The 22,279-nt window shown below is 44.9% G+C and carries 20 protein-coding genes; 3 read left to right on the top strand and 17 right to left on the bottom strand.

Annotated elements, in window-relative coordinates:
* Positions 1-99 precede the first annotated feature (99 nt).
* The 13 genes from KAI37_RS10990 to KAI37_RS10930 form a co-directional block, all read right to left on the bottom strand.
* Positions 100-1,035, bottom strand: coding sequence for an ArsR family transcriptional regulator (locus KAI37_RS10990; RefSeq protein ID WP_071640715.1), 936 nt, complete (start codon positions 1,033-1,035; stop codon positions 100-102).
* 250 nt (positions 1,036-1,285) lie between these two features.
* Positions 1,286-2,695 (bottom strand): discoidin domain-containing protein, encoded by a 1,410-nt coding sequence (locus KAI37_RS10985; RefSeq protein ID WP_220031253.1) that lies wholly within the window; start codon positions 2,693-2,695, stop codon positions 1,286-1,288.
* 368 nt (positions 2,696-3,063) lie between these two features.
* Positions 3,064-3,999 carry a dockerin gene (locus KAI37_RS10980; protein ID WP_220031252.1) on the bottom strand — a complete coding sequence of 312 codons (936 nt, stop codon included), beginning with the start codon at positions 3,997-3,999 and terminating at the stop codon, positions 3,064-3,066.
* Between the two features lie 187 nt (positions 4,000-4,186).
* Complete coding sequence (locus KAI37_RS10975; protein ID WP_220031251.1) at positions 4,187-5,344, bottom strand: amidohydrolase; 1,158 nt, start codon at positions 5,342-5,344, stop codon at positions 4,187-4,189.
* A gap of 56 nt (positions 5,345-5,400) precedes the next feature.
* Positions 5,401-6,417, bottom strand: a complete 1,017-nt coding sequence (locus KAI37_RS10970) for an LLM class flavin-dependent oxidoreductase (RefSeq protein ID WP_076294143.1) — start codon at positions 6,415-6,417, stop codon at positions 5,401-5,403.
* A 15-nt stretch (positions 6,418-6,432) separates the two neighbouring features.
* Positions 6,433-7,185, bottom strand: coding sequence for an amino acid ABC transporter ATP-binding protein (locus KAI37_RS10965; protein ID WP_076294144.1), 753 nt, complete (start codon positions 7,183-7,185; stop codon positions 6,433-6,435).
* Positions 7,182-7,892: an amino acid ABC transporter permease gene (locus KAI37_RS10960; protein ID WP_220031250.1), complete on the bottom strand. Its 711-nt coding sequence runs from the start codon at positions 7,890-7,892 to the stop codon at positions 7,182-7,184. Before KAI37_RS10960 ends, KAI37_RS10965 begins: the two co-directional genes overlap by 4 nt.
* Positions 7,889-8,668 (bottom strand): amino acid ABC transporter permease, encoded by a 780-nt coding sequence (locus tag KAI37_RS10955; protein WP_023988355.1) that lies wholly within the window; start codon positions 8,666-8,668, stop codon positions 7,889-7,891. The genes KAI37_RS10960 and KAI37_RS10955 overlap by 4 nt, the downstream gene beginning before the upstream one ends.
* A gap of 76 nt (positions 8,669-8,744) precedes the next feature.
* Complete coding sequence (locus KAI37_RS10950) at positions 8,745-9,593, bottom strand: transporter substrate-binding domain-containing protein (RefSeq protein ID WP_023988354.1); 849 nt, start codon at positions 9,591-9,593, stop codon at positions 8,745-8,747.
* A 160-nt stretch (positions 9,594-9,753) separates the two neighbouring features.
* Positions 9,754-10,644, bottom strand: coding sequence for a LysR family transcriptional regulator (locus KAI37_RS10945; RefSeq protein WP_013310069.1), 891 nt, complete (start codon positions 10,642-10,644; stop codon positions 9,754-9,756).
* A 108-nt stretch (positions 10,645-10,752) separates the two neighbouring features.
* Complete coding sequence (gene ssuE / locus KAI37_RS10940) at positions 10,753-11,283, bottom strand: NADPH-dependent FMN reductase (RefSeq protein ID WP_104495453.1); 531 nt, start codon at positions 11,281-11,283, stop codon at positions 10,753-10,755.
* Positions 11,284-11,300: 17 nt separating this feature from the next.
* Entirely contained in the window at positions 11,301-12,641 is a 1,341-nt protein-coding gene (locus KAI37_RS10935; RefSeq protein ID WP_023988352.1) for an LLM class flavin-dependent oxidoreductase, read from the bottom strand.
* A 142-nt stretch (positions 12,642-12,783) separates the two neighbouring features.
* On the bottom strand, positions 12,784-13,053 hold the full coding sequence (locus KAI37_RS10930; protein ID WP_023988351.1) for a glutaredoxin family protein: 270 nt from the start codon (positions 13,051-13,053) through the stop codon (positions 12,784-12,786).
* 272 nt (positions 13,054-13,325) lie between these two features.
* Between KAI37_RS10930 and KAI37_RS10925 the strand changes: the two genes are divergently transcribed.
* Positions 13,326-14,195, top strand: coding sequence for a DUF421 domain-containing protein (locus KAI37_RS10925; RefSeq protein ID WP_076294149.1), 870 nt, complete (start codon positions 13,326-13,328; stop codon positions 14,193-14,195).
* 155 nt (positions 14,196-14,350) lie between these two features.
* On the opposite strand, the gene KAI37_RS10920 is transcribed toward KAI37_RS10925, so the two are convergent.
* The gene (locus tag KAI37_RS10920) at positions 14,351-14,680 is read right to left on the bottom strand and encodes an antibiotic biosynthesis monooxygenase family protein (protein ID WP_220031249.1); all 330 of its coding nucleotides are present in this window, start codon (positions 14,678-14,680) and stop codon (positions 14,351-14,353) included.
* A 94-nt stretch (positions 14,681-14,774) separates the two neighbouring features.
* Between KAI37_RS10920 and KAI37_RS10915 the strand changes: the two genes are divergently transcribed.
* Complete coding sequence (locus KAI37_RS10915) at positions 14,775-15,674, top strand: LysR family transcriptional regulator (RefSeq protein WP_220031248.1); 900 nt, start codon at positions 14,775-14,777, stop codon at positions 15,672-15,674.
* A 5-nt stretch (positions 15,675-15,679) separates the two neighbouring features.
* Here KAI37_RS10915 and KAI37_RS10910 read toward each other — a convergent pair whose 3' ends face one another.
* Positions 15,680-16,867, bottom strand: coding sequence for a GTP-binding protein (locus KAI37_RS10910; protein ID WP_220031247.1), 1,188 nt, complete (start codon positions 16,865-16,867; stop codon positions 15,680-15,682).
* Positions 16,868-17,057: 190 nt separating this feature from the next.
* Between KAI37_RS10910 and KAI37_RS10905 the strand changes: the two genes are divergently transcribed.
* Positions 17,058-18,038, top strand: a complete 981-nt coding sequence (locus KAI37_RS10905) for a DMT family transporter (protein ID WP_220031246.1) — start codon at positions 17,058-17,060, stop codon at positions 18,036-18,038.
* 147 nt (positions 18,039-18,185) lie between these two features.
* Here the strand turns inward: KAI37_RS10905 and KAI37_RS10900 are convergent, their stop codons facing one another.
* Together KAI37_RS10900 and KAI37_RS10895 are read right to left on the bottom strand one after the other, a co-directional pair.
* Positions 18,186-19,160: an aldo/keto reductase gene (locus tag KAI37_RS10900; RefSeq protein WP_220031245.1), complete on the bottom strand. Its 975-nt coding sequence runs from the start codon at positions 19,158-19,160 to the stop codon at positions 18,186-18,188.
* 404 nt (positions 19,161-19,564) lie between these two features.
* Positions 19,565-22,240: a YhgE/Pip domain-containing protein gene (locus tag KAI37_RS10895; protein ID WP_220031244.1), complete on the bottom strand. Its 2,676-nt coding sequence runs from the start codon at positions 22,238-22,240 to the stop codon at positions 19,565-19,567.
* Between the last annotated feature and the right edge of the window lie 39 nt (positions 22,241-22,279).

Here is a 22,279-nt window from a genome sequence, read left to right as displayed (position 1 = left end):
TCCATTTTTTATGTAAAAAAATAGACGCCAACTCATCTGGATTCCAAATGATCGACGTCTATTTGTTTAAAGTGTTAAAGTCTAACTGGTGCGTGCAACCTAATTTCGCTCCATATAGCCAAGAATGCTCCGATGCATTTCATCCACAGCCGAAAGCCGTGCGCTATATCCGAGTAATGTTTCGCCATCAAAATGTGCATGGATGAAGCCAGAGGCCCGGAGTTTGAAAATATGGTCGTGGGTGATTCCCTTGGACAGCTTGAGATGACGGACAATCTCAATAAAGGTTCGTGGAGATTGGCTTTGATACAAATATTTTAAAATCTTAAGCCTGCTCTTCTCCCCCAAACTTCGGATCATTCGATATTCCTGCGGGGATAAAAAATCATCCTCCTGAACATAAATCCCTGCCGAATAATGGCACAACAGGAGCGACCCAAATCGATAAATGATATTAATCGGCTGAAAATGGTATTGAGGCACCAGCAACACCCGCGTCAGTCCTTTGGAAGGCTCGAACCGGAAGCCATTAGTGGTACGATCCACCCACTCCATAGTGCTATATACGCCCTTCTCCTTATTTCTCCGTTCAGCTTCCTGTTCCAGACCGCTTAGAATACTCGTATCCACATGGCGAAAATACTCCTCGTCCCAGCCAGATAGCAGTTGCAAAGCAAGTTTACGAAGCTTCTCCATATCGTCAGGCAGCTCGATCCCATGGGCTGATGCCAGTTCGTTTAATTCCTGTACAGTCCGGTTCTCCAGACGGTCTACAACCTCTTTAACGTTCCCATGATCAGAAAGCATACAGACGAGTCCATAAATAACCTTCCAATCTGCATTGATTTCCATGGACTCCAGCAATTTGGACAAACCTGGGGACAGCGTTCCACGCACTTGCTCCGCCCACCCGGCTGATAAATCGGTCTTCTTGTAAGCCTTGCGGCAAATAAAGGTGTGTAAGCTGCTAAGCAGCTCAAACACCGGTCCATATGCTACATGTACATCGTAAGGAGCATTCACGTCGTGACTCATCGCTTTCTGTCCTCTTTTCTTTCATGTCTGATGTCCATTATACATACTATCGTACACCCGTTCATTCTTAGTGATCCATTCATACGAGAATTTAGCAAAACATAGATACAAATATGAAGGAAACAAACGCCATAATCAAGGCGCAAAAAAAGCCTGATCTCATCAGACTCTAACTGATCAGCTATGAATTAGAAAAGGTTGTCTCCCACAAATATTGTAGGAGACAACCTCTGGACAAATAGTATGATGTTTAATGTTTGTTAGCTGCTACTTTCCACTCTAATATCCCTGTGGATGCTGAACCTTTGGATACCATTTCAATTCTCAATTTCGCTGTTTTTACAGGCGTAAAAGTAGTCGTATTATACTGGTCTGCCGAAGTACCCAATCCATTAGCCTGCTTGACATTGGACCAGCTACGACCATTCCAATACTTAATCTTGTAAGACTTAGGAACATCAATGCCACCGCCATCTTTAAACCAATAGATTTCCGTTTGGGATACCGTATATTCCTGATCAAAATCATATTGGACCCATTGTGTACCTGTCTCAGGCCAATTGCCGTACACGGCATGACTTCGATCATTAGAGCTGGTTGGATCAAATCCATCATGGAGTGCGCTTATATCTTCCCAAGATGAAGTATAGGAAGTGCTGACCGTTGCAGCTGGTGCAATGTTTACGTTTTCATCAGGTGATGTATCGATGGGACCCTCATCACCTCTAGTCGTATTAAGGAAACGAGAAGTATCTTTTTTGAGCTGACTCCAGGTATAACGCAGCATCCAGATATCCCAGTCTGTGATATGATCGGAATCACCAGCCCACATAATGGTGTTGGTTGGGAATCCACCCGGTGGACGCTCGTGTTCTTCATAAAAATCAGTTAAGCCAAATCCATGCCCAATTTCATGTTCCGTGATTTCAATCTCATCCGAGTTTAAAGTGCTAAAAAGGTAATCATCATTCACACGTTGGCCCCAATCCTGACCGGTTCCTCCTACAAAATTTTCGGTTACCCACAAATACATATCAAAGCGTTTATCATATCCACCCGGATACGAATAGTACGGGTCCCAATAGTGCCCATATCTGGACAAGGCTGCCGGCGCAACCGGGAGTACAGCGGGAATTTCAGGTTTTTCGGAAGCTAACTCATCTGTAGTCGTATCCGTATAAACGACCTCGTCAGGTTGCTTGTCCAGTAATAGTGAAGGATCAGCAACAGCCCACCCTACCACTTTTACTTTAATATCTTGATAGGGCCAGCCATCATATCCTTTGAGATGCTCCGTCCAATGATTCATCTGGCGACCTAGCATTCTAGCAATATCTTGGCGTTGTTGCAGTGTAACGGGCTTAGAAGATTGCCAGCGCACAACGTAATTGAGTGCCCCTTTTCCCGCATCAATTTGATCAAAAATCGTGTTGTTACGAGCAGTTGAGCCTTCAGTCAACATCCTATTCTTCCAAACCCATTCCACTGAGGATTTGAGATAGGGCGGCATATCAGCTAACGTCGAATCACCCGTTGCCGCAACCACAGAATTCCCGTTTAGATGAGAATCCGCTGATACAAAACTAGCGTTTCCTATCAGTAATGAACTAGCAATGACTACTGAAAAAGAAGCCATCATCATTCCTTTTCTGTTCAACATGTATGTACCTCCATATCCATTTGTATTATTGCAATAGTGTTCTTGAAACGACTATCTCTATCACCTCTCTTTTCGTGTTTGCGAACTAATCTAGGAGATCAAGAGTACACTATCAATCCTCCTTGTCGTTTTTTGTAAATAATCACAAATCATATTATCACTGGATTTTTGCATCGTCAATATTTTCCTTAATAATTTAAATTAGTCATTTTAATCGTATATTGGAATATACATACCCTTTGCATGCACAAAACTGGTATTTTATAAAATGAAAAAACCGTTTATTCACTAAATCAATTCCACCACAGAATTTGATTTTGGAACAAACGGCTCTATTTATAATCGTTTTCACACTACTCTAGCATTTTTTAGCGGGTAGGAAAACGAGTAGTATCCTTCTTGACCTGGCTCCAGGTATAGCGCAACATCCAGGTATCCCACTCTGTTATTTTGGGAGAATTTCCGGCCCACATAATAGTTGGCACAGGAAAACCACCGGGTGGACGCTCATGTTCTTCATAGAAGTCAGGCAACCCGAATCCATGCCCCATCTCGTGCTCTGTAATCTGGATTTCATCCGAATTCAAGGTGTTCAGGATATAATCATCAGGCATACGTTGCCCCCAATCTCCGCCGGCTCCACCCTGAAAATTGGAAGTTCCCCATAAGTACATATCAAACCGCTTGTCCAGTCCACCCGGGTAAGAATAGTTAGGGTCCATAAAATGTTCAAATCTCGATAGTGCGTTAGGAGCAACCGGAAGTTTAGCTGGAATATTCGGGTCTGTTTTACTTAAGTCATCCGTAATGGTATGCGTGTAAACGATTTCATTAGATTGTTTGTTAAGAATCTGTGATGGATTCGCAACGGCCCAGCCTACTATATTTACTGTAATATTGTTATAAGGCCATCCATCATACCCTTTCAACTGCTTATTCCAATTATTGATTTGGCGACTCAGCATAGAAGCCATATCTTTACGCTGCTGAAGAGTGATATTTTTAGAGGATTGCCAACGCACTACATAATTTAGCGTTCCTTTTCCCGCATAGATTTGATCAAAAATCAAATTTTTACGGTTGGTAGAGCCTTCTTTGACCATTCTATTCTTCCAAACCCATTCTATCGATGGCTTGAATTTAGCAGGTGTATCAGCAGCAGCCAAATTAATATTTGTCGACTCTATATCAGAAGTGCTTCCCAAATCTGAGGCTGCTGAACCAACGTTAGCCCCGCCAACCAGTAAAGAAGCAGCCACTACCAATGAAAAAGAAGCCATGATCATTCCTTTTTTCTTCGGCATTTATTTAACCTCCATACCTTTTATTTTTACGAGACATCTAAAACGACAACGCCTACTCTCTTATTACACCCGCTCTCGATTTTGAATAAAATTACAATTTTATACTATCATTGGAATGATATAGCGTCAAACAAAAATATCCCCTCTACAAGGAGGGGATAAGTATCCATAGACTAGGCTCGCACTCCTACTCTATGGATATCAATGTCGATTCTGCCAGTGAAGCCAGTAGCTTCGCTGTTCCGGGCAACGCGCGTTCGTCCAGATCAAAGGCAGGATGATGCCATTCCTGACTTCCCGCAGTGCCAACAAAGACAAACACACCGGGGATGTTCTTCTGATAAAACCCAAAATCCTCGCTCGCCGAGGATGGTATGGGACGAACTACGTCCAGACCGACCGCTTCTGCCGCCTCTTCCGCGATGACGGCCAACTTACCGTCATTCAGTACAGGTGGCGGACCCTCGATCCAACGGATAGATGCTTTCGTGCCGAAAGCATTGGCAACGCCTTTTACGACCTGCTCAAAGCGCTCAGTCACCTGGGCGCGAACATTCTCATCAAATGTGCGAATTGTTCCGTCCAAATGTGCACGGTCAGGAATGATGTTCCAGGCGTTGCCACTGTGCAGCTTCGTGACGCTAATGACCGCGCTATCCAGCGGATTAACGTTCCGACTCACAATGGATTGCAGCGCCGTAATGATATGTGACGATACCACGATGGGGTCAATCCCTGCATGCGGCACTGCCGCATGTGTGCTCAGACCCTCCACCTCGATGTAAAAACCATCCGCCGCTGCCATTAGCGGGCCTTCTTTGATGCCGACCGTGCCTACGGGCAGGTCCGGCTTGTTATGTAGGCCAAATATGGCCTGCACCCCTGCCAACGCACCGCTGTCCAGCACTTGGGTAGCGCCTTTGGCCTTTTCCTCAGCTGGCTGGAAAACCAACCGAACCGTGCCTTTCAGCTCCTGCTCCCGCTGCTTCAACAATACGGCTGCTCCTAACAGGGATGCGGTATGAAAATCATGCCCACAGGCATGCATCTTGCCGGAATGCACCGAAGCATAAGGCAATCCCGTCTCCTCCTGAATAGGCAACGCATCAATGTCTGCACGAAGCGCAACAGTTGGTCCCTCCTGCTGTCCGCCGATTTCCGCTACTAATCCGGTACGTAGCGGCACATCCAGAATGGTTATGTTCTGTTCTTCCAGCAGACGGCGGATAAAGGCGGTAGTTTCAACCTCCTCGTTAGATAACTCGGGATTTCGATGCAGATGGCGGCGAATGTCCACCAGCTTCTGCTCCAAAACCTGCTCCTTCGTCCCGGTTGATCCACTCATCCCTATTCCTCCTTCGTGAACCCAAAATAGTTATAATTCTCTCAGACCAACAACATCTAGGACTGCACAGGCAACCCGGCAAAAGCTTCATGCAACAACTCGAATGAGCGCACACGCTTGTGTATATCCCTTATTCCTGTCGTAACAATTAGCTCATCTGCCTGATACTTCGCTTGAATTTCCGTCAACACAGCATAGATTTCATCTTTATTCCCTTTGTTAATTTGCGCTTGTGTAGCTTCAATTGTATATTCTTCACCTGATTGCTTGCCGAACTCTTCTGCACTTTCCAGCGTGCCCACCGTAGCCGTCTTGCCACTGGCCAGATGAATTTTGTACAGCTTGTGCTCCCCTGCTAGCTCTGCAGCTTCCTCGGAAGTGTCCGCTACGATGACTGAAAGCGCAAAAAGAGCTTTCGGTTCACGTCCATAACTATAATCGAAAGACTCCCGATACGTACGGAATGATTCCAATGCAACCTGCTCATTACCATTGATAAATTGCGAGAAAACGTAGGGCAACCCCAAACGCGCAGCAATTCCAGCACTGTCTGTACTTGTACCCAAAACGTAAATATCCGCTGGTGTTTCTGGAATCGGATTCGCCTGTAACCCGGCTAATGGTCCTTCTTCAGACGGAATATTATGAATATAGCCACTTACTTCATCAATTTTTTCTTCGAGAGAAGGCGCGTCATGAACGTTTCGTTGTAACGCCTGTGTGGATTTCGGCAACCCGCCCGGCGCACGTCCGATTCCCAAATCTACGCGACCCGGTGCAAGAGAGGAAAGCACATTAAAGTTTTCAGCTACTTTATAAGGGCTGTAATGCTGAAGCATCACTCCACCAGAACCGACTTTAATACGCTCAGTGCGTGCCAGCAAATGGGAAATGAGTACCTCTGGCGAAGACCCCGCAACCTGCTCGGAATCGTGATGCTCTGATACCCAGAAGCGCGTAAACCCCAATTCCTCTACACGCTGTGCTAGCTTAATCGTATTACGAAGGGCCTGCGCTGCTGTTTCCCCCTCATGTATAGGGCTTTGATCCAATACTCCGATTTTAATACTCATGTCTCCCTCTCCCGTCTAAATTGAATAGTTATATTCCGGTGTAATCCGTTTCAGGAATTGTTTGGTACGTTCCTCTTTGGGGTGGTTAAAAATGTCGTCCGGTGTGCCTTCCTCGATAATATGACCGCCATCCATAAATACCACATGATTTGAAACATCGCGCGCAAAACCCATTTCATGTGTAACGACAATCATTGTAATGCCTTCCTTCGCAATCTTGCGGATCACCGACAGCACCTCACCCACCAACTCAGGGTCCAGCGCCGAAGTCGGCTCATCGAACAAAATCACTTCCGGGTTCAGCGCCAAGGCACGCGCTATGCCAACACGCTGCTGCTGCCCGCCGGATAGCTGGCTTGGATAATGATTCAGCTTTTCACCCAGACCGACCTTTTCCAGCACTTCAATGCTAATTTTTTTCGCTTCCTCCTGCTTGATCTTGCGGACAACGACAAGTCCCTCCATGACATTTTCCAGTGCTGTTTTATGCTTGAACAAATTGTACTGCTGAAAAACCATAGCCGTCTTTTGACGTAGAGCCAAAACATCCTTCTTCGCAGGTCGCTTGCAGTTCACTGTAAAATCGCCAATGCTGACTTCCCCATCATTCGGCTTTTCCAGATAATTAATGCAGCGTAGCAGAGTCGTTTTTCCTGAACCGCTCGGGCCTAAAATAACGACGACCTCGCCTTTGTTCACGGTCAAATCAATGCCTTTGAGCACTTCATGTTTGCCGAACGACTTCGTTATATTTTGCAGACGGATCATGATGCTCGACCTCCATTAAACACATTGATTTTTTGCTCCACCAAGCCGGATATTCGCTCAATTAATACCGTCAAGCCCCAAAATAGCAGTGCAGCCGCGATATATACCTCTAAATATTTCCAGTTGGTAGATGCCAGAATTTCAGCCTGTGCCTGGATTTCTGTGACCGAAACCGTGAAGGCCAAGGTAGAGCCATGAAGCATCCCAATAACGGAATTCGTCAGGTTTGGCAAACTCACCACGAACGCCTGCGGAAATACAATCCGTCTCAGCACTTGCCACGTCGTCATACCAACGGCATAAGCCGCCTCGATTTGCCCCTTGTTGACCGATTGGATTCCAGAACGGACGACCTCAGACATATACGCACCACTGGTAATGGAAAACGAAATGAGTGCAAATACCATATAAGGAACATCTTTGGAATGCAGAGGCCAGCCGAAATGCTTCGCTCCCGCATCAATCAACAAAGGCAAACTGAAATAAATAAGCAGCAAATGCATCAGCATCGGTGTGCCACGGATAAAGGTAACGTAACCGTGAGAAATTTGGGACAACACAGGAACCTTATAGATTCGCGCCAGTGCCGTTATAATACCGATGACCAACCCTGCCAGTACGGAAACCACCGTAATAATTAAAGTGTTGGGCAGCGCGGAGAACAACCCTAAAAAGGCAGTATATATAAATCCAAAATCCAGACTCATATGCCTTTACCTCCTTTACTAAGACGAGGACTTCTCAGGTAGCGCACCACAAAGCTTTTTCGTTTTTCGGGTTCTTTCTGTACTGCATCCCGATGCTCATGCCGGAGAAGCGTATTTTCCAGCACCTTGAACAATTTTTGTAAAATCAGACTGATCACCAGATAGATAAGGGATAACGCGATATAGGTTTCAACAAAATGCTGGGTAGCCGACCCTAATGTCTGTGATTTCCCTGTCATCTCCATCGCTCCGATCGTAAATGCCAGCGAAGTATCCTTCAGATTGCCAATCACCAGATTAGAAAATACCGGAACCACCACAGCCAGCGCTTGCGGCATTATGATACGTGTGAAGGTCTGATAGCCTGACATGCCGACGGACTGCGCAGCCTCGATTTGTCCTCGATCTACTGCCTCTACTCCTGACCTGATAATTTCGGAAATAAAGGCTCCACTATTGAGCGCGTAGGTCGCTACGGCAAACCACAGCACATCCCATCTGGAGGAATTGATATCCACCAGCTTTAGTAGCTCTGGCAGGCCGTAATACACCAGAAACAATTGGATTAGAATAGGTGTTCCGCGAAAAAAGGAAACATACACTTGAGAAACACGTTTGAGAAATGGAATGTTATACATGCGAGGCAGCGCAACCAACAGACCAATGATAAGCCCCAATACAAGCGAGCTTGCCACAATAAATAAGGTGATGTGTAAGTAAGACAGCATTTTCGGGATAAAGCTAAAAACATAGTCGATATTGAACTCTCTGCTCATATGCCTGCCTCCTTTCTATACATCAACGGTCAGAATACATAGAGTACCCTGACCGCTGAAATGTTCAAGTCTATCCTTACTTCTTACTGCTACCTTCTTTTTTCACATCTTCCAGAGACTTAGTGAAATCCTCTCCAAGCCATTTAATGCTCAGCTTCGACAACGTACCGTCGTCCTTCACTTCCTGAATGGCTTTGTCCAGGTCATCCGCCAATCCTTGCTCATTTTTGTTCAGTACATACAGTACATCCGATTGAGTCAAAGGATCACCAACGGTCTTCAGAGCTACTTCTCCTTTTTCATCGGTGTTAAAACGGTTCGCAAAGTCTGTCGTAACGGTAGCATCTATACGGCCGCTCGTAATTTGTTGTACCGTATCATTGGCTGCACCACTCGTATAAACGATATTCAGGGCATCTCCGTGGGTTTTGTTATACTCTTTCAGCACATACGCCGCATTACTGGTTGGACTGGTGAGTACCTTTTTCCCTTTCAAATCATCAATTGAATGAATGGTATTGTTATCCTTCGCTACAGCGACTCTGTTCAGAAAAATGCTATACGGATTTTTGTTGAACAGATACTTGGCTTCGCGCTCCGGGTTTTTTTCCATTTGATGCGATACCAGATCAATCTTGCCGGCATCGAGACTTAGCAGCAAATTTCCAAAATCCATCGTTTTGAATTCAAATTCGTATTGAGGCAGACGCTTGTCCAGCTCCTTAATCAGCTCCACATCAAAACCTGTTAAATTTCCGTTTTCGTCAATAAAGCATACATTTTTGAATTGAGTGCCTGTGCCTACGATAATTTTCTTCACGTCTCCGCTTGAACCTGACGCGCTAGACGCGTTATCTGAGGAACCGCAGCCTGCCAACACCAGGATGATTGCCATAACAGACAATATTGCAAACCACTTTTTCATATGAATCCCCCTCATCTCTTTGTATATCAGCAGTTTGCGACATACATGGTAGCTACAACATCTGATTATTAATAATTCCTATAAGTTTAATTGGTTTTAGGATGTGATTAATTTAACACCTGGAAACCAATACGTCAATCCATCAAGCCATAGAACTTTTCTATAACAAAACAGCACCCCGGAAACCTTCTGTCAGTGCATCTGCGAAATCCGAGGTCACTGCACAGTCTTCTTTGGTCGCTATTATGCTAATCTGCATAGACACCCCAGCTACCTCTGGAACATGGATACGGAACAGTTTCTGATCTTTCACTTCACGGTTCACACAGACATCGGGCAAAAAGGCAATACCCGCTTCTTCCAATACCAGCTTTTTGGCCGTGACCACATTGTCTACCTGAAAAGCAATGTCCGGTGGCTGCTCCAGTGATTCAAAAGCGCGATGAATCCTCATCCAATCTAGTGATCCGCATTCGAAAAATACCAGTGTTTCACGTTGAATATCCTGTATGCTGGCCTTTCCTGTCTTCATAAATGGATGGCCGTCGTATACATACAGGGAAATCGGATCTTCATAAAAAGCAAGCGTACGGATAGCCGGATGCATCACTTTACGTACAAAACTAATGTCTACTTCACGGTTCAACAGTTTATGTACCAGTTGATCCGTCGTAGCCGTCACAATTTTGTAGTTAACCTCAGGATAACGGGCACGAAGCTGCTTTAATATTTCAGGAATGATGTAGTTCGACACCGATATCGTGCAGCCAATTCGAATTTGCTGAGGGGCTTTCTTACGCTGTTGGAGCTTTTGCTTCCCTTTTTGCAGCACCTGAAGCATCTGCTCCGCATAAGGAAGAAACTTTCGTCCATCCTCCGTCAGAACCGTTTGCTTGCTTTGGCGGTCGAACAGCTTGCATTCTAGCTCGCGCTCTAACGTCTGAATCCGTGCTGTAACGGAGGGCTGGGACAAGAACAAGGCTTCTGCCGCCTTGTTAAAGCTTCCATAATGATTCACGTATACAAAGGCTTCCATATTCTCGATATTCATACGCAAGTCCCCCAGTAAGTTTTATATACATTTATCCAATACGTTAACTTGGTTTTTTTGTATCATAAAACTCACTGAACGACCTGTCAATGGAAATATTGAAAATATCTATAACTTTAATAGCTCATTTAGTTCTTTAACAGAACGTTCCAACCGTGCCACCAATTCTTCGGACAACCCGTATAGTCCATCCGGCAGACGTTCGACCCACTGATCCACTGCATACACCCCGCCAAGAATATGTCTTCCACCCAGTGCATTAATAACCGGCTTCAAGGCATAGTCAATGACCAGCAGGTGCGCCAGCGTGCCTCCGATAAATAAAGGCAGGACAGGTTTCCCTCTTAGCCCCTCCTGCGGAACCAAATCCAGGAATATTTTCAATAGTCCTGAATAGGACGCCTTATAGACTGGAGAAGCCACAATAACGGCATCCGCTGCTGCAATCAGCGCAAGTGATGCAGTGACATCGGGACTATTAAAGTTAGCCTTTATCAAATCCTCCGCTGGCAAGTCGACCACATTCAGTAGTGTGACCTCCGCTCCAGCCTGCTGCAACTGCTCCGTTGTATAGTTAACCAAGCCGTATAAACGGGATTGTGTAGACGGACTGCCTGATAGGATGACAACCTTGGACATATTTTTTCCTCCTTCTGTTATGCGTCAACCTTCACTTTGGATTTGGCTGCTGTATAGCGGTTCTCAGGAATAGGCACACCCAGGTTTTCACGCAGTGTGCTAAATTCATAATCCTGACGGTAAATACCGCGTTCCTGCAAAATAGGCACAACTAGATTTACGAAGTCATGCAGACCCGATGGCACATCAGAACCAATAATAAACCCGTCTGCTCCTTTTCTTTCGAACCACTCCTGCACTCGGTCCGCTACCTGCTCAGCGGTTCCGATAAAAGAGGTTCTCGGCGTAGCTGAACGCAACGCAACCTCGCGTAAGGTCAAATTTTGTTCCTTGGCTACTCGTTTGATTTTATCAGTACCGCTGCGGAACGCATTGCTACCAATACCATCAAGCTCAGGGAATGGCTCATCCAGCGGATATTGTGAGAAATCATGATGATCGAAGAAACGTCCCAAATATTTTAACGCAGCCTCAATCGTCACCAGATTAGTGATCTCTTCATACTTACGTTCCGCTTCCTCCGTCGTGCTACCAATAATCGGCGATATGCCCGGCAAAATGACAATATCCTCTTCGGATCTACCATAGCGTACCGCACGTTCTTTCACATCACGATAAAACTGCTGTGCTTCCTCTAACGTTTCATGTCCTGTAAATACAGCATCCGCTTCCTTGGCGGCCAGGTTTTTGCCATCCTCCGAGGAACCTGCCTGAAAAATAACCGGCTGCCCCTGCTTGGATCGTCCAATGTTCAGTGGACCCTGCACAGAGAAAAACTCACCTTTATGGTTCAATGTATGCAGCTTTTCAGGATCAAAGAATACGCCGGCTTCCTTATCACGAACGAACGCATCCTCTTCCCACGAGTCCCACAGTCCTTTGGTAACCTGTAAATATTCCTCTGCAATTTTATAGCGCTGCGGATGCGACGGGTGCTCGCCTTTGCTAAAGTTAAGGGCAGAGCCTTCCAGCGGGGAAGTTACCACATTCCAGCCTGCACGACCTCCGCTAATATGATCAATGGAAGAAAACTGGCGTGCTACCGTGAACGGTTCGCTATAGGAAGTCGACAGTGTGCCGACCAGTCCAATATGCTTCGTCACTCCAGCCAAAGCGGACAAAATCGTAATTGGTTCAAAACGGTTCAGAAAGTGGGGGATGGATTTTTCGTTAATGAACAGGCCATCTGCGATAAATACGAGGTCAAACTTTCCTTCCTCTGCCTTTTGCGCCTGCGTTTTATAAAATTCAAAGTTAACACTCGCATCCGCAGGTACTTCAGGGTGACGCCAAGTCGTCATGCTTCCCCCAACACCGTGAATAATCGCACCAAATTTAATTTGTCTATTCTTAGCCATAACTCTTCCACCTCTCTTGAACATAAATTGTTATCCTACGGCTATCATTTTTTAGGGCAGCTAGGCTGCTAATGGTTTGTATGGCAGTCTCCACTACTTATTTTTTATAGGTAGCGGAGCAACTGATCCTTTTCCTATTGGGCTATACTACTTGATTGTAACTTTCCAGCACTTTACCCAACTCTTCCAGATCCGGGTTGAGCAGTGCTTCATATTTGTTATCCCCGCCTACCTCGACGACAGGGACATAACGAATACCATATTTGGTCTCCAGCACGTCACGCAGCGCATCATTTCCGTCCACTTGGATATTTTCATACGGCTGATTTTGGGATTCCAGGTACGATTTGATCTCTCCACAAAAATGACAGCCGGTTTTACTCCACAATACAACTTTAGGTTTGGACGACATATACATACCTCCGTGAGCTTAATGTTTATAATCCCGATGAATTAAATAAGAATTATATTTATAATGTATCCTGCCATCCCTTTTCCGTCAATCGCTTGTGTAATAGACATTGACAATTCAACGATAGAAAATTTTAATTTTATATCGTAATCAATCGGTTTGTTGGCAGCTCGGTTATTTAAATTTAGGGGAATTGGAGTTTAAATGTGCCTTGACGCGGATATCCTTGGAATAGTAGCGCCCTTGTGGCGAAATGAAATGAGGTTGAGCAAATGCAGGATTGGGCCGAGGTTGCTATACGCACATTAATGGCTGTCGCTATATTATTTTTAATCACCAAAATTCTTGGAAAACGTCAAGTATCCCAGCTTTCCTTGTTTGAATATATAACAGGAATCACGATAGGTAACCTGGCTGCTACCATTCCTATGGAGCGTGAATCCACCTGGTATCTAGGCCTCATAGCCTTGTCAGTATGGGTACTGACAACACTTGGCATTGAATATTTGCAAATTAAAAGCAAGAAAATCAGAGATATAACAGATGGAAGGACAACAATCCTGATCAAAGACGGCAAAATTTTAGAGGATAATCTGAGAAAAGAACGGCTCACCCTGGATGAACTCATGGAGCAGCTTCGAAGCAAAAATGTATTCAAAGTATCTGACGTGGAATTTGCTCTTATGGAAACCAGTGGCGAAGTCAATGTGCTGTTAACCAAAGACAAGCAGCCGGTGACGCTTAAGGATCTGAATATGCTGCAATTACCGGAGAAGGAACCCACAGCAGTCATTATGGATGGACAACTCATGGAACAACAAATGGCATATATGGGGATCACTCAACAATGGCTGGATGCCAAACTAAAGGAAAAGAGTTTAACGGTCAAAGATGTGTTTTTCGCGCAGGTGGACCCGCAAGGAGAACTGTACATTGACCAATATAGTGACAATGTACAGCTAAACAAGGTGCAGGATTCGAATCAAGCCGTGCTGACTTTGCTGGAACAATGCACAACGGAGTTGCAAAAACTCGCATCTGGTTCCAGTGAGCAACAAAGAAAACAGCTATATGAGCAATGCTCACAAAGCTTGAAAGAAGCTATACAGGAGATGCAGCCGGTAAATACATCTAAGTCCTGAGCACATACGCATATGCCATAAGAGTATAAGTATGGGAACTAAAAAGGAGCGTCCTTCAGCCGTTTGTGGCTTTGAAGACGCTCTTTTAACAATGCAATTTAACCTCTACTCCCAGCTTCGGCTCAGCTACGCACTAACTTTGATATTGAACCTATTTACACTGTAAAAAAATAATCTCGTTCTACCTTGCTCACTCTTAAACCAAATGTTTTATACCACTCGGATTTTCCTTTTTCCTGCGCTACCTTGTGCAGCTCGTTATGTTTCCAATTTTTTATAGCGTCTAGAGACTCCCAATAGGAAACTGTAATGCCAACTCCATTGTGGTCACGAACACTTTCCACACCTAGAAAACCAGGCTGTTGGGCAGCCAGTTCCACCATTTTGTCTCCCATCACTCCGTACCCGCCATCTCCTTCCATACGTTCAGAAGTAAAGATAGCCGCATAATAGGGCGGACGAGGAGTTTTAGCAATTGAATTCATATGACCCTCCTAAAACAAAATTAAATAACCTTTCTTTAATTTGATTATAATCATAAATATTAAATAAAAAAAATGAATATATCTGATATGATGCATGAATATATTTCATAAAAAAATAGGAGTGAACACGAATTTGTTTAAATATAAGATTTTTCTTTGCGTAGTTGAAATGAGAAGTTTCACAAAGGCCGGGGAAGTTTTAAATCTTACACAATCAGCAATCAGCCATGCGATCTCTGGATTGGAACATGAACTAGGGCTGACTCTTCTAATCCGAGGTCGTTCAGGCATCAGATTAACCAATAATGGGGAAAGATTAATGAAGCGATTTAGAGAGATTGTACAAATGGACGAAAAGCTTTACCAAGAGGTAGCTTTAATTAAAGGATTGGAAATCGGAACCGTAAAGATCGGCACATTTTCAAGCGTCTCTATTCATTGGCTGCCCCGTATTCTAAAAAAATTCAATGAGCAGTTTCCTCTTATTGAAGTAAAACTGCTCGATGGGAACTACCATGAAATTGAGAGCTGGATAGTCAGTGGGGAAGCGGATTTCGGCTTTGTGAACCTACCCACGTTAGACACATTAGAGGCGTTGCCATTAAAAGAAGAAAGCATGCTTTGTCTACTTCCTTCCGATCATATTCTTGGAAAGCAAGCCTCAATTCGAGTAGAACAGCTCAGAGATGAGCCTTTCATTATGCCTGTTGTAGGCTGTGACACCGATATAAGAAATATTTTTTCACAGCATCATATGTCACCTAAAATCAAATATGAATTAGAAGATGACCATGCGATTATGGCTATGGTGCAGAATGGCCTAGGCGTGAGTATTCTTCCTGAAATGATCCTGTCTCACATTCCTTACGACATCTCTATACGACCTTTGGACGAAAGGCATTCCCGTACTATCGGTATCGCTACCGCTTCCCTAAAAAATGTTTCTCCAGCAGCTAAAAAATGTATGGACTTTATTGCTGAATGGATCAGCTAACCTCATTATGTCGGCCAAGGAAGCGGATTCTCAAAACTGGACCAGTCCATATCCATTTCGTTATCGTTCAGCAGACATTCATCTAGCTCTTCTTCCAAGTCCGGTCTATTCATTCCAATACCTATCATGACGATTTCGTTCATGCGGTCGCCCCATTGTTCATCCCAATGGTCCAGAACCTCAGGGTCGGCTGCGACGATCTCCTGCCGTTCTTCTTCAGATAACGCAGCAAGCCAGCTTCCCGCAGGGCCAAATTGAATAGATGGTCCTGCCTGGCTAATACTCGCTGCCCAATCCTGCGGGGTTGCAATCCAGACCAAACCTTTGGCACGAACGACCTCCTCCGGCCAGTAGTTCATAAATTCAGCCAATCTCGCAGGATGAAATGGTCTTCTACGGCGATATACAAAGGAATTGATCCCATATTCGTCCGTTTCCGGTGTATGGCTTTCAAGCTCCAGCTCCCGAATCCATCCAGCGGATTGACTAGCTTTGTCAAAATTGAACAGCCCTGTATTCAAAATGTCCGAAGGAGCGACCTTTCCCTTGGAAGTGCGAATGATTCGGGCTTCAGGTTGTAATCTCCGCAGCACACCCTCCAGCTTGTCCAGCTCCGCAGGCTGAACCAGATCGCACTTATTCAGAATCAATACATCACAGGTTTCAATCTGGTCAATCAGCAAGTCCGAGATATCACGCGTGTCGTCTTCACCAGTAGCCTGTCTGCGATCCAGTAGCGTTTCCCCAGATTCAAAATCATGCCAGAAACGGTTCGCATCAACTACGGTCACCATGCAATCCAGTTTTGCCAGCGAAGCCAAATCAATGCCAGTTCCTTCATCAACGTATGTAAAAGTTTGAGCGATTGGCACGGGTTCACTGATGCCTGTAGATTCGATTAAAATATAATCAAAATCGCCTTGTTCCGTCAGCTTCTTGACCTCCAGCAATAAATCTTCACGCAATGTGCAGCAAATACAACCATTAGACAACTCGACCAGTTTTTCTTCTGTTCTGGACAAGCCGCCCTCTTTTTTAACCAGCTCAGCATCTATATTCACTTCACTCATGTCATTGACGATGACTGCCACTTTCATTCCGTCCCGATTGTTTAATACATGATTCAAAATCGTTGTTTTTCCTGCACCCAAATATCCGCTCAACACTGTTACCGGTATTGCTTTCTTATTCATCACTGTTACGCTCCCTTGAATATTGGCTTTTCATTTTCATTTTTTTAAATCGTAATAATTACTATTAACATCAACTTTCAGTAATATACAGCATCCCTTTTACCTTGTCAACTGTAAGAAACTCTTGAATTGAATGATCTAAAGTTATTAATATGAGAAATAACGATACTTAAAGAATTAGGTGAATGCTATGCGCTCAATATGGTTAGGTGTGTTAGCGGCTTTCTTTTTTGCTTTTACATTTGTTCTGAATCGGTCTATGGAGCTGTCTGGCGGGAGCTGGATCTGGAGTGCTTCATTGCGATATCTGTTTATGGTTCCTGTTTTAGTCGTCATTGTGATGACCCAACAAAAGCTTAAGCCACTTTGGAAAGTCATGAAGGAACAACTAGGAACGTGGTTGTGGTGGAGCTTCATCGGATTTGGCTTATTTTATGCTCCATTATGCTTCGCATCGACTTATTCACCGGGTTGGTTGATCGCGGGAACCTGGCAAATTACCATTATTTCTGGTTCTTTGCTTGTCCCTTTATTTGTTGAGGTTGTCCAAACGGAGAACGGCCCTGTCAAAATACGAGGAAAAATCCCTCTCCAGGGACTGTTGATGTCTCTCGTTATTTTAATCGGCATTATTGTTATGCAAGTCGAACAGTCGCAATCTATTTCTACCCAAGATTTTTTATACGGTATTCTGCCTGTCATACTCGCCTCATTCGCCTATCCATTAGGTAATCGTAAAATGATGGAAGTCTGTGCGGGACGATTGGATGCCTATCAACGTGTGCTCGGGATGACATTAGCCAGCTTACCCTTCTGGTTATTGCTTTCGTTATATGGAGTTTTCAGCGCGGGAATGCCAAGTAAGGAACAGACGATACAGTCTGCTTTGGTGGCCGTGTTTTCAGGTGTGATCGCTACGGTTTTATTTTTTAAAGCTACAGATCAGGTTCGTGGGAATATGCAAAAGCTGGCGACCGTAGAAGCAACACAATCGCTGGAAGTTCTTTTTGCATTAATGGGAGAATTAATCTTTTTGTCTATCCTCATGCCGTCTCCTTTATCATGGATGGGTATGTTCATCGTCATCCTCGGCATGATTCTGCACAGTTATGCAACACATCATAAGAAAACCACTCAGCAAATCATATCTAAAAAGATAGATCCCATTTAGCGCATATTTATTCTTGTCACGGTCGTTCAAGTGTGGATCAGGCACCAGAAAAAAAGCAGCAGATCAAAGAGGAAGCTTCTGATCTGCTGCTTTTTTTTCGATTATTTCTCACAAAGAATGATGTTTTATTACGAGTACGAAGTATTATTACCAGGCGTAGGCTTCTGGCGCAGGTTTTCCCGGACCGGGGAAAATCTCATTAAGCTTGGCAAGCACATCTTCGCTCAATTTGACCTCAGGTACCCGTAGAGCATCCTCTAACTGTTCTAAGGTCCGTGGTCCGATAATTGGAGCCGTTACGGCCGGATGGGACAGTACCCAAGCCAGTGCAATCACGTCTTCCTTTTCACCCAGCTCGCGGGACAATGCTGCAAATTGCTCCAGCTTCGCACGATTCTGCTCCACCTTTTCTTTGGCGCGTGCGCTGCGAGAACCCGTACCTGCTAACGCATTCCGTCCCAGCAGTCCGCCCGCCAGCGGGCTCCATGGGATCACACCCAGACCCAGCTCTTGAGCTGCTGGTAATACTTCAAGCTCGGCGGAACGTTCGTTCAGGTTGTACAAATGCTGCTCGGATACAAGCCCCAGAAAACGCCGTGCCTTCGCTTCTGCCTGCGCCACCGCAATATGCCAGCCTGCAAAATTACTGGAACCGATATAATCAACTTGTCCCCGATCCACCACGGACTCGAATACGCCCCACAGTTCATCCCATGACACATTTCGGTCAATGTGATGCATTTGATATAGCTCTACATGGTCGGTTTGAAGACGTTTCAGCGACGCATCCAAATGACGGCGAATTTTGTAAGCAGACAAGCCTGATCCTGCATTGGGTCCGTCATGTTCATTTTTCATGTCTCCGTATACCTTCGTTGCCAACACGACCTTCTCGCGTCTTCCGCCGCCCTGTTGGAACCAACGTCCGATAATTTCCTCTGTCCAGCCTTTACGATCATGACCATATACATTAGCCGTATCAAAAAAGTTAATGCCCGCATCCAGCGCGGCATCCATAATTTTAAACGCATCCTTTTCTTCGGTTTCCGGTCCGAAATTCATCGTCCCCAGACATAACCGACTAACCTTCAAGCCTGACTTTCCTAAGTATGAAAACTCCATACTGCTTCCCGCCTTTGCCAAAGGATTTTAAAATTCCGCAAAATTACATGCCAAAAAAGACCATACTCAACTTATTCACCAGAAAAAACCACATTGAAACACCCAAAAATGCATTTTAAATGGTGGATAGCGCATGCAAAAAAGCCTCCACACCATGCCGAAGCATAACATGCGGAGGCCATCTCCCCTTATACTACCCGCCGAATATTAAAAGAAGTGACTTTACGGTGGTTGCCAGCGGAGCGGAGAATTTGAATCTGGAGAAGCGAAGCGTTCGCCTTTGTCACGGGATTCTTACCCTTTCATGTTTGTCTAATCCAAGAATCCCGTGGCAACAGCGATCGTAAGATCAAATCCTTCGCGGAGCGCAATTCATCCACCGTAACTCACTCTATTTTTAACAATCAAGGAATTAATTTTGTTTCTTTTGCTCGCTCGGCCATTTTTTTCGTATGCTTGCTGAGCGGCTTCTTAAACACCAATCCAAACAGGAAGCAAACACCGATAAATACAAACAGCATCACCACATCTCGTATCACCGTTGAAGGCAACATCCCTCCTACTGTCTCTCGTAACAGACTAACCGCATAGGTGAAAGGTACGAACGGATTCAGCGCCTGAAAGAACGGTGTACTCGTCGCAATCGGGAATGTTCCTCCTGAACTGGAGAATTGAAGCACCAGCAGGATGACTGCCAGTCCCTTACCGATATTACCGAACACAGAAACTAGTGTATAGGTCATCGCCGTAAACACCAGACTGATCAGCATAGAGGATAGTACAAAAGCTACTTTGGCATCCACATACGCCCCGAGCAGGAACAAGTCACCGAGAGATACGCTCAGCGCTTGAAAAATACCAATTGTGGAGAATGTCATAAGCCGTCCGAAATACACTTGGTAGCTTTTAAATTGTCCTTCCGGGTCATCCACATCTACCCTGAACATCGAGACCAGTAGCATAGCACCTACCCAAATCGACAATGTAGTGTAAAAAGGTGACATCGCAGAACCATAGTTGGGGATTGGGTATATCCGCTCCTGCTTCAACGATACTGGACTGCCGAGAAAATCACTTTCCTTTTTCACATCCCCCTTGAGCAATGCAATAGCGCGTCCGAGTGCATTTTCGCCCTTAAGCTTGCGAATTGTGTCTGCAGCCTGACGTATGGAATCCTCGGCGGCTGGAAGATCGGTCCTTACAAAATTGGCTACTTGGTGTACCGCTTTTTCTGCTTCAGGAAATTTATTTTCAATTAAGTCAGCCATTTTGACAAACTGTTGTTCCGCTTTAGGCAAATCATTACGCACAAAATCTGCTGCCTGATGAATTTTACTTTTAACTGCTGGCAAATCGTTATTTACAAAGTCTGCCGCTTTGTTCACAGCATTTGTAAACTCGCCCATGCGCCCCTGAATCGTCGTCGCCGCTTCATGCAGTTTTTGACGGTATTGTGGCAGATCCTGCTGGAGACGTGTTAGCTCTTGCTGACCGAATTCTGCTGCAGCCTGTGCGTCATTTAATAGCTTTTCAATATTCGGTAGCTGCTCTTGAGCTGTAGTCAGCACATTGGCAGAATTGCGGGCAACGGATTTGATCTGATCCAGCGCCTTTTGAATGGCGGGTGCATACTCCGTATCATAATTGCCCAAAATGCTGTCAATTCCGCTACTGATTTCTCCTGCAAGGCGATCAGCGTCATCCAGCAGATTTTGCGCAGGCTTTTCGCCGCGCTGAATGGCATCCCCGATGCTAGTTACTGTGCTATTCAAACGACGGAAACGATCCTCTACCCCGCTCACACGGGAAATAAGTGAATCCAGAGGTTGACTTGGCAAATATCCGTTCACACGGTTCAGCAATTGAGAAATATGATCCAGCACCCCCACGGCAGTTGTCAGCCTACCGCTGATACGATTCACCGCAGCTTGTGCTGCTTTAGGATCAAAATCCACACCACGAATAATGTCTGTAATCTGAGAAACTTCATTCGCGATTTGTTGTACCAATTGTAAGTCTTCTTTAACTACTGTACCCATCGAATCAAGCGCACCCTCGTTTTTGTCCAGAAATTCAAGTAAACCGGTTGTAAAATCCTTGCCTGAGTCCGCTATTTTCTGTACTTCTGGCAGTGCTTTCTGGGCAGCATTAATGACTTTAAGAGCCGTTTGCGTGTCCTCTAGGGCGGTGGCCAGTGCGCTTTCTACCTTGCTGAAATTTTGATCCAGTTCAACAATTCGATCACCGGCCTTTTGAATATCAGGTAGTCTTTTTTGGATATCCAAAATAACAGCGGCTACCTTATCCAGCTCAGGCATGTTTTTGTCAATTTTGAGCACCAGGTCACCGGCACGGTTAATTTCAGGAATTTTCTCCTTCAATGCAATGATCTTTTGTCCCTGTGCCTTAATTTTGGGCAGATTTTGCTCCAGCTCCAATGCCTGTTTGCCCAACCTATCGATATCCGGTAATCGATTATTTAGCTCCAACACCCGGTTCTCAATGTTACGAATCGTCGGGAGTTCCTCCTCCAGCTTGACTCCTGCTTCCTTCAACTTCGTCAATACAGCCTGGCTGGCAGTTTCAATAAAGTTTTGGCTAATCTGATTCGTCAGAGAGGTTGCCCCCGAAGATGTAATTTTCGGAGCTACTGCATTAATTTTTTCATTTACGGCGTAATCAATTTCCGGCTTTTGCGGATTTTCCGTCAGCACACTCGTTATTTTCTCTGAAAAATCTTTCGGGATCAGCAGGCTGGCATAATAATCACCATTCAACACACCTTTTCGTGCTTCCGCTTCATTGACAAAAGTCCAACCCAGCTTCTTGTTATTTTGAAGGTTATGCAAAACCTCATCGCCGATATTAATCTTTTTACCATTCACTTCTGCACCTTGATCTTGGCTGGTTATTGCAATTTTAATCCCAGATGTATTCGCATACGGATCCCACATCGCTTTCAAATTCACCCATGCATAGACAGAAGGCAAAAGAATGATGCCAATGACTAATAAAGTCCCGGTCGATACTTTGAATACATTTCTCCAGTCTGTTAAGTAGATTTGCCATATCTTCCGCAACTTCATCACTCCTTGTATGTACATTAACCTGTCGTCCAT

Origin of the sequence: Paenibacillus sp. S25 (assembly GCF_019454085.1) — a bacterium.
Lineage (GTDB): Bacteria > Bacillota > Bacilli > Paenibacillales > Paenibacillaceae > Paenibacillus > Paenibacillus polymyxa_B.
Note: the sequence above shows the minus strand (reverse complement) of the source record. Positions and strands in the feature narration are given on the sequence as shown.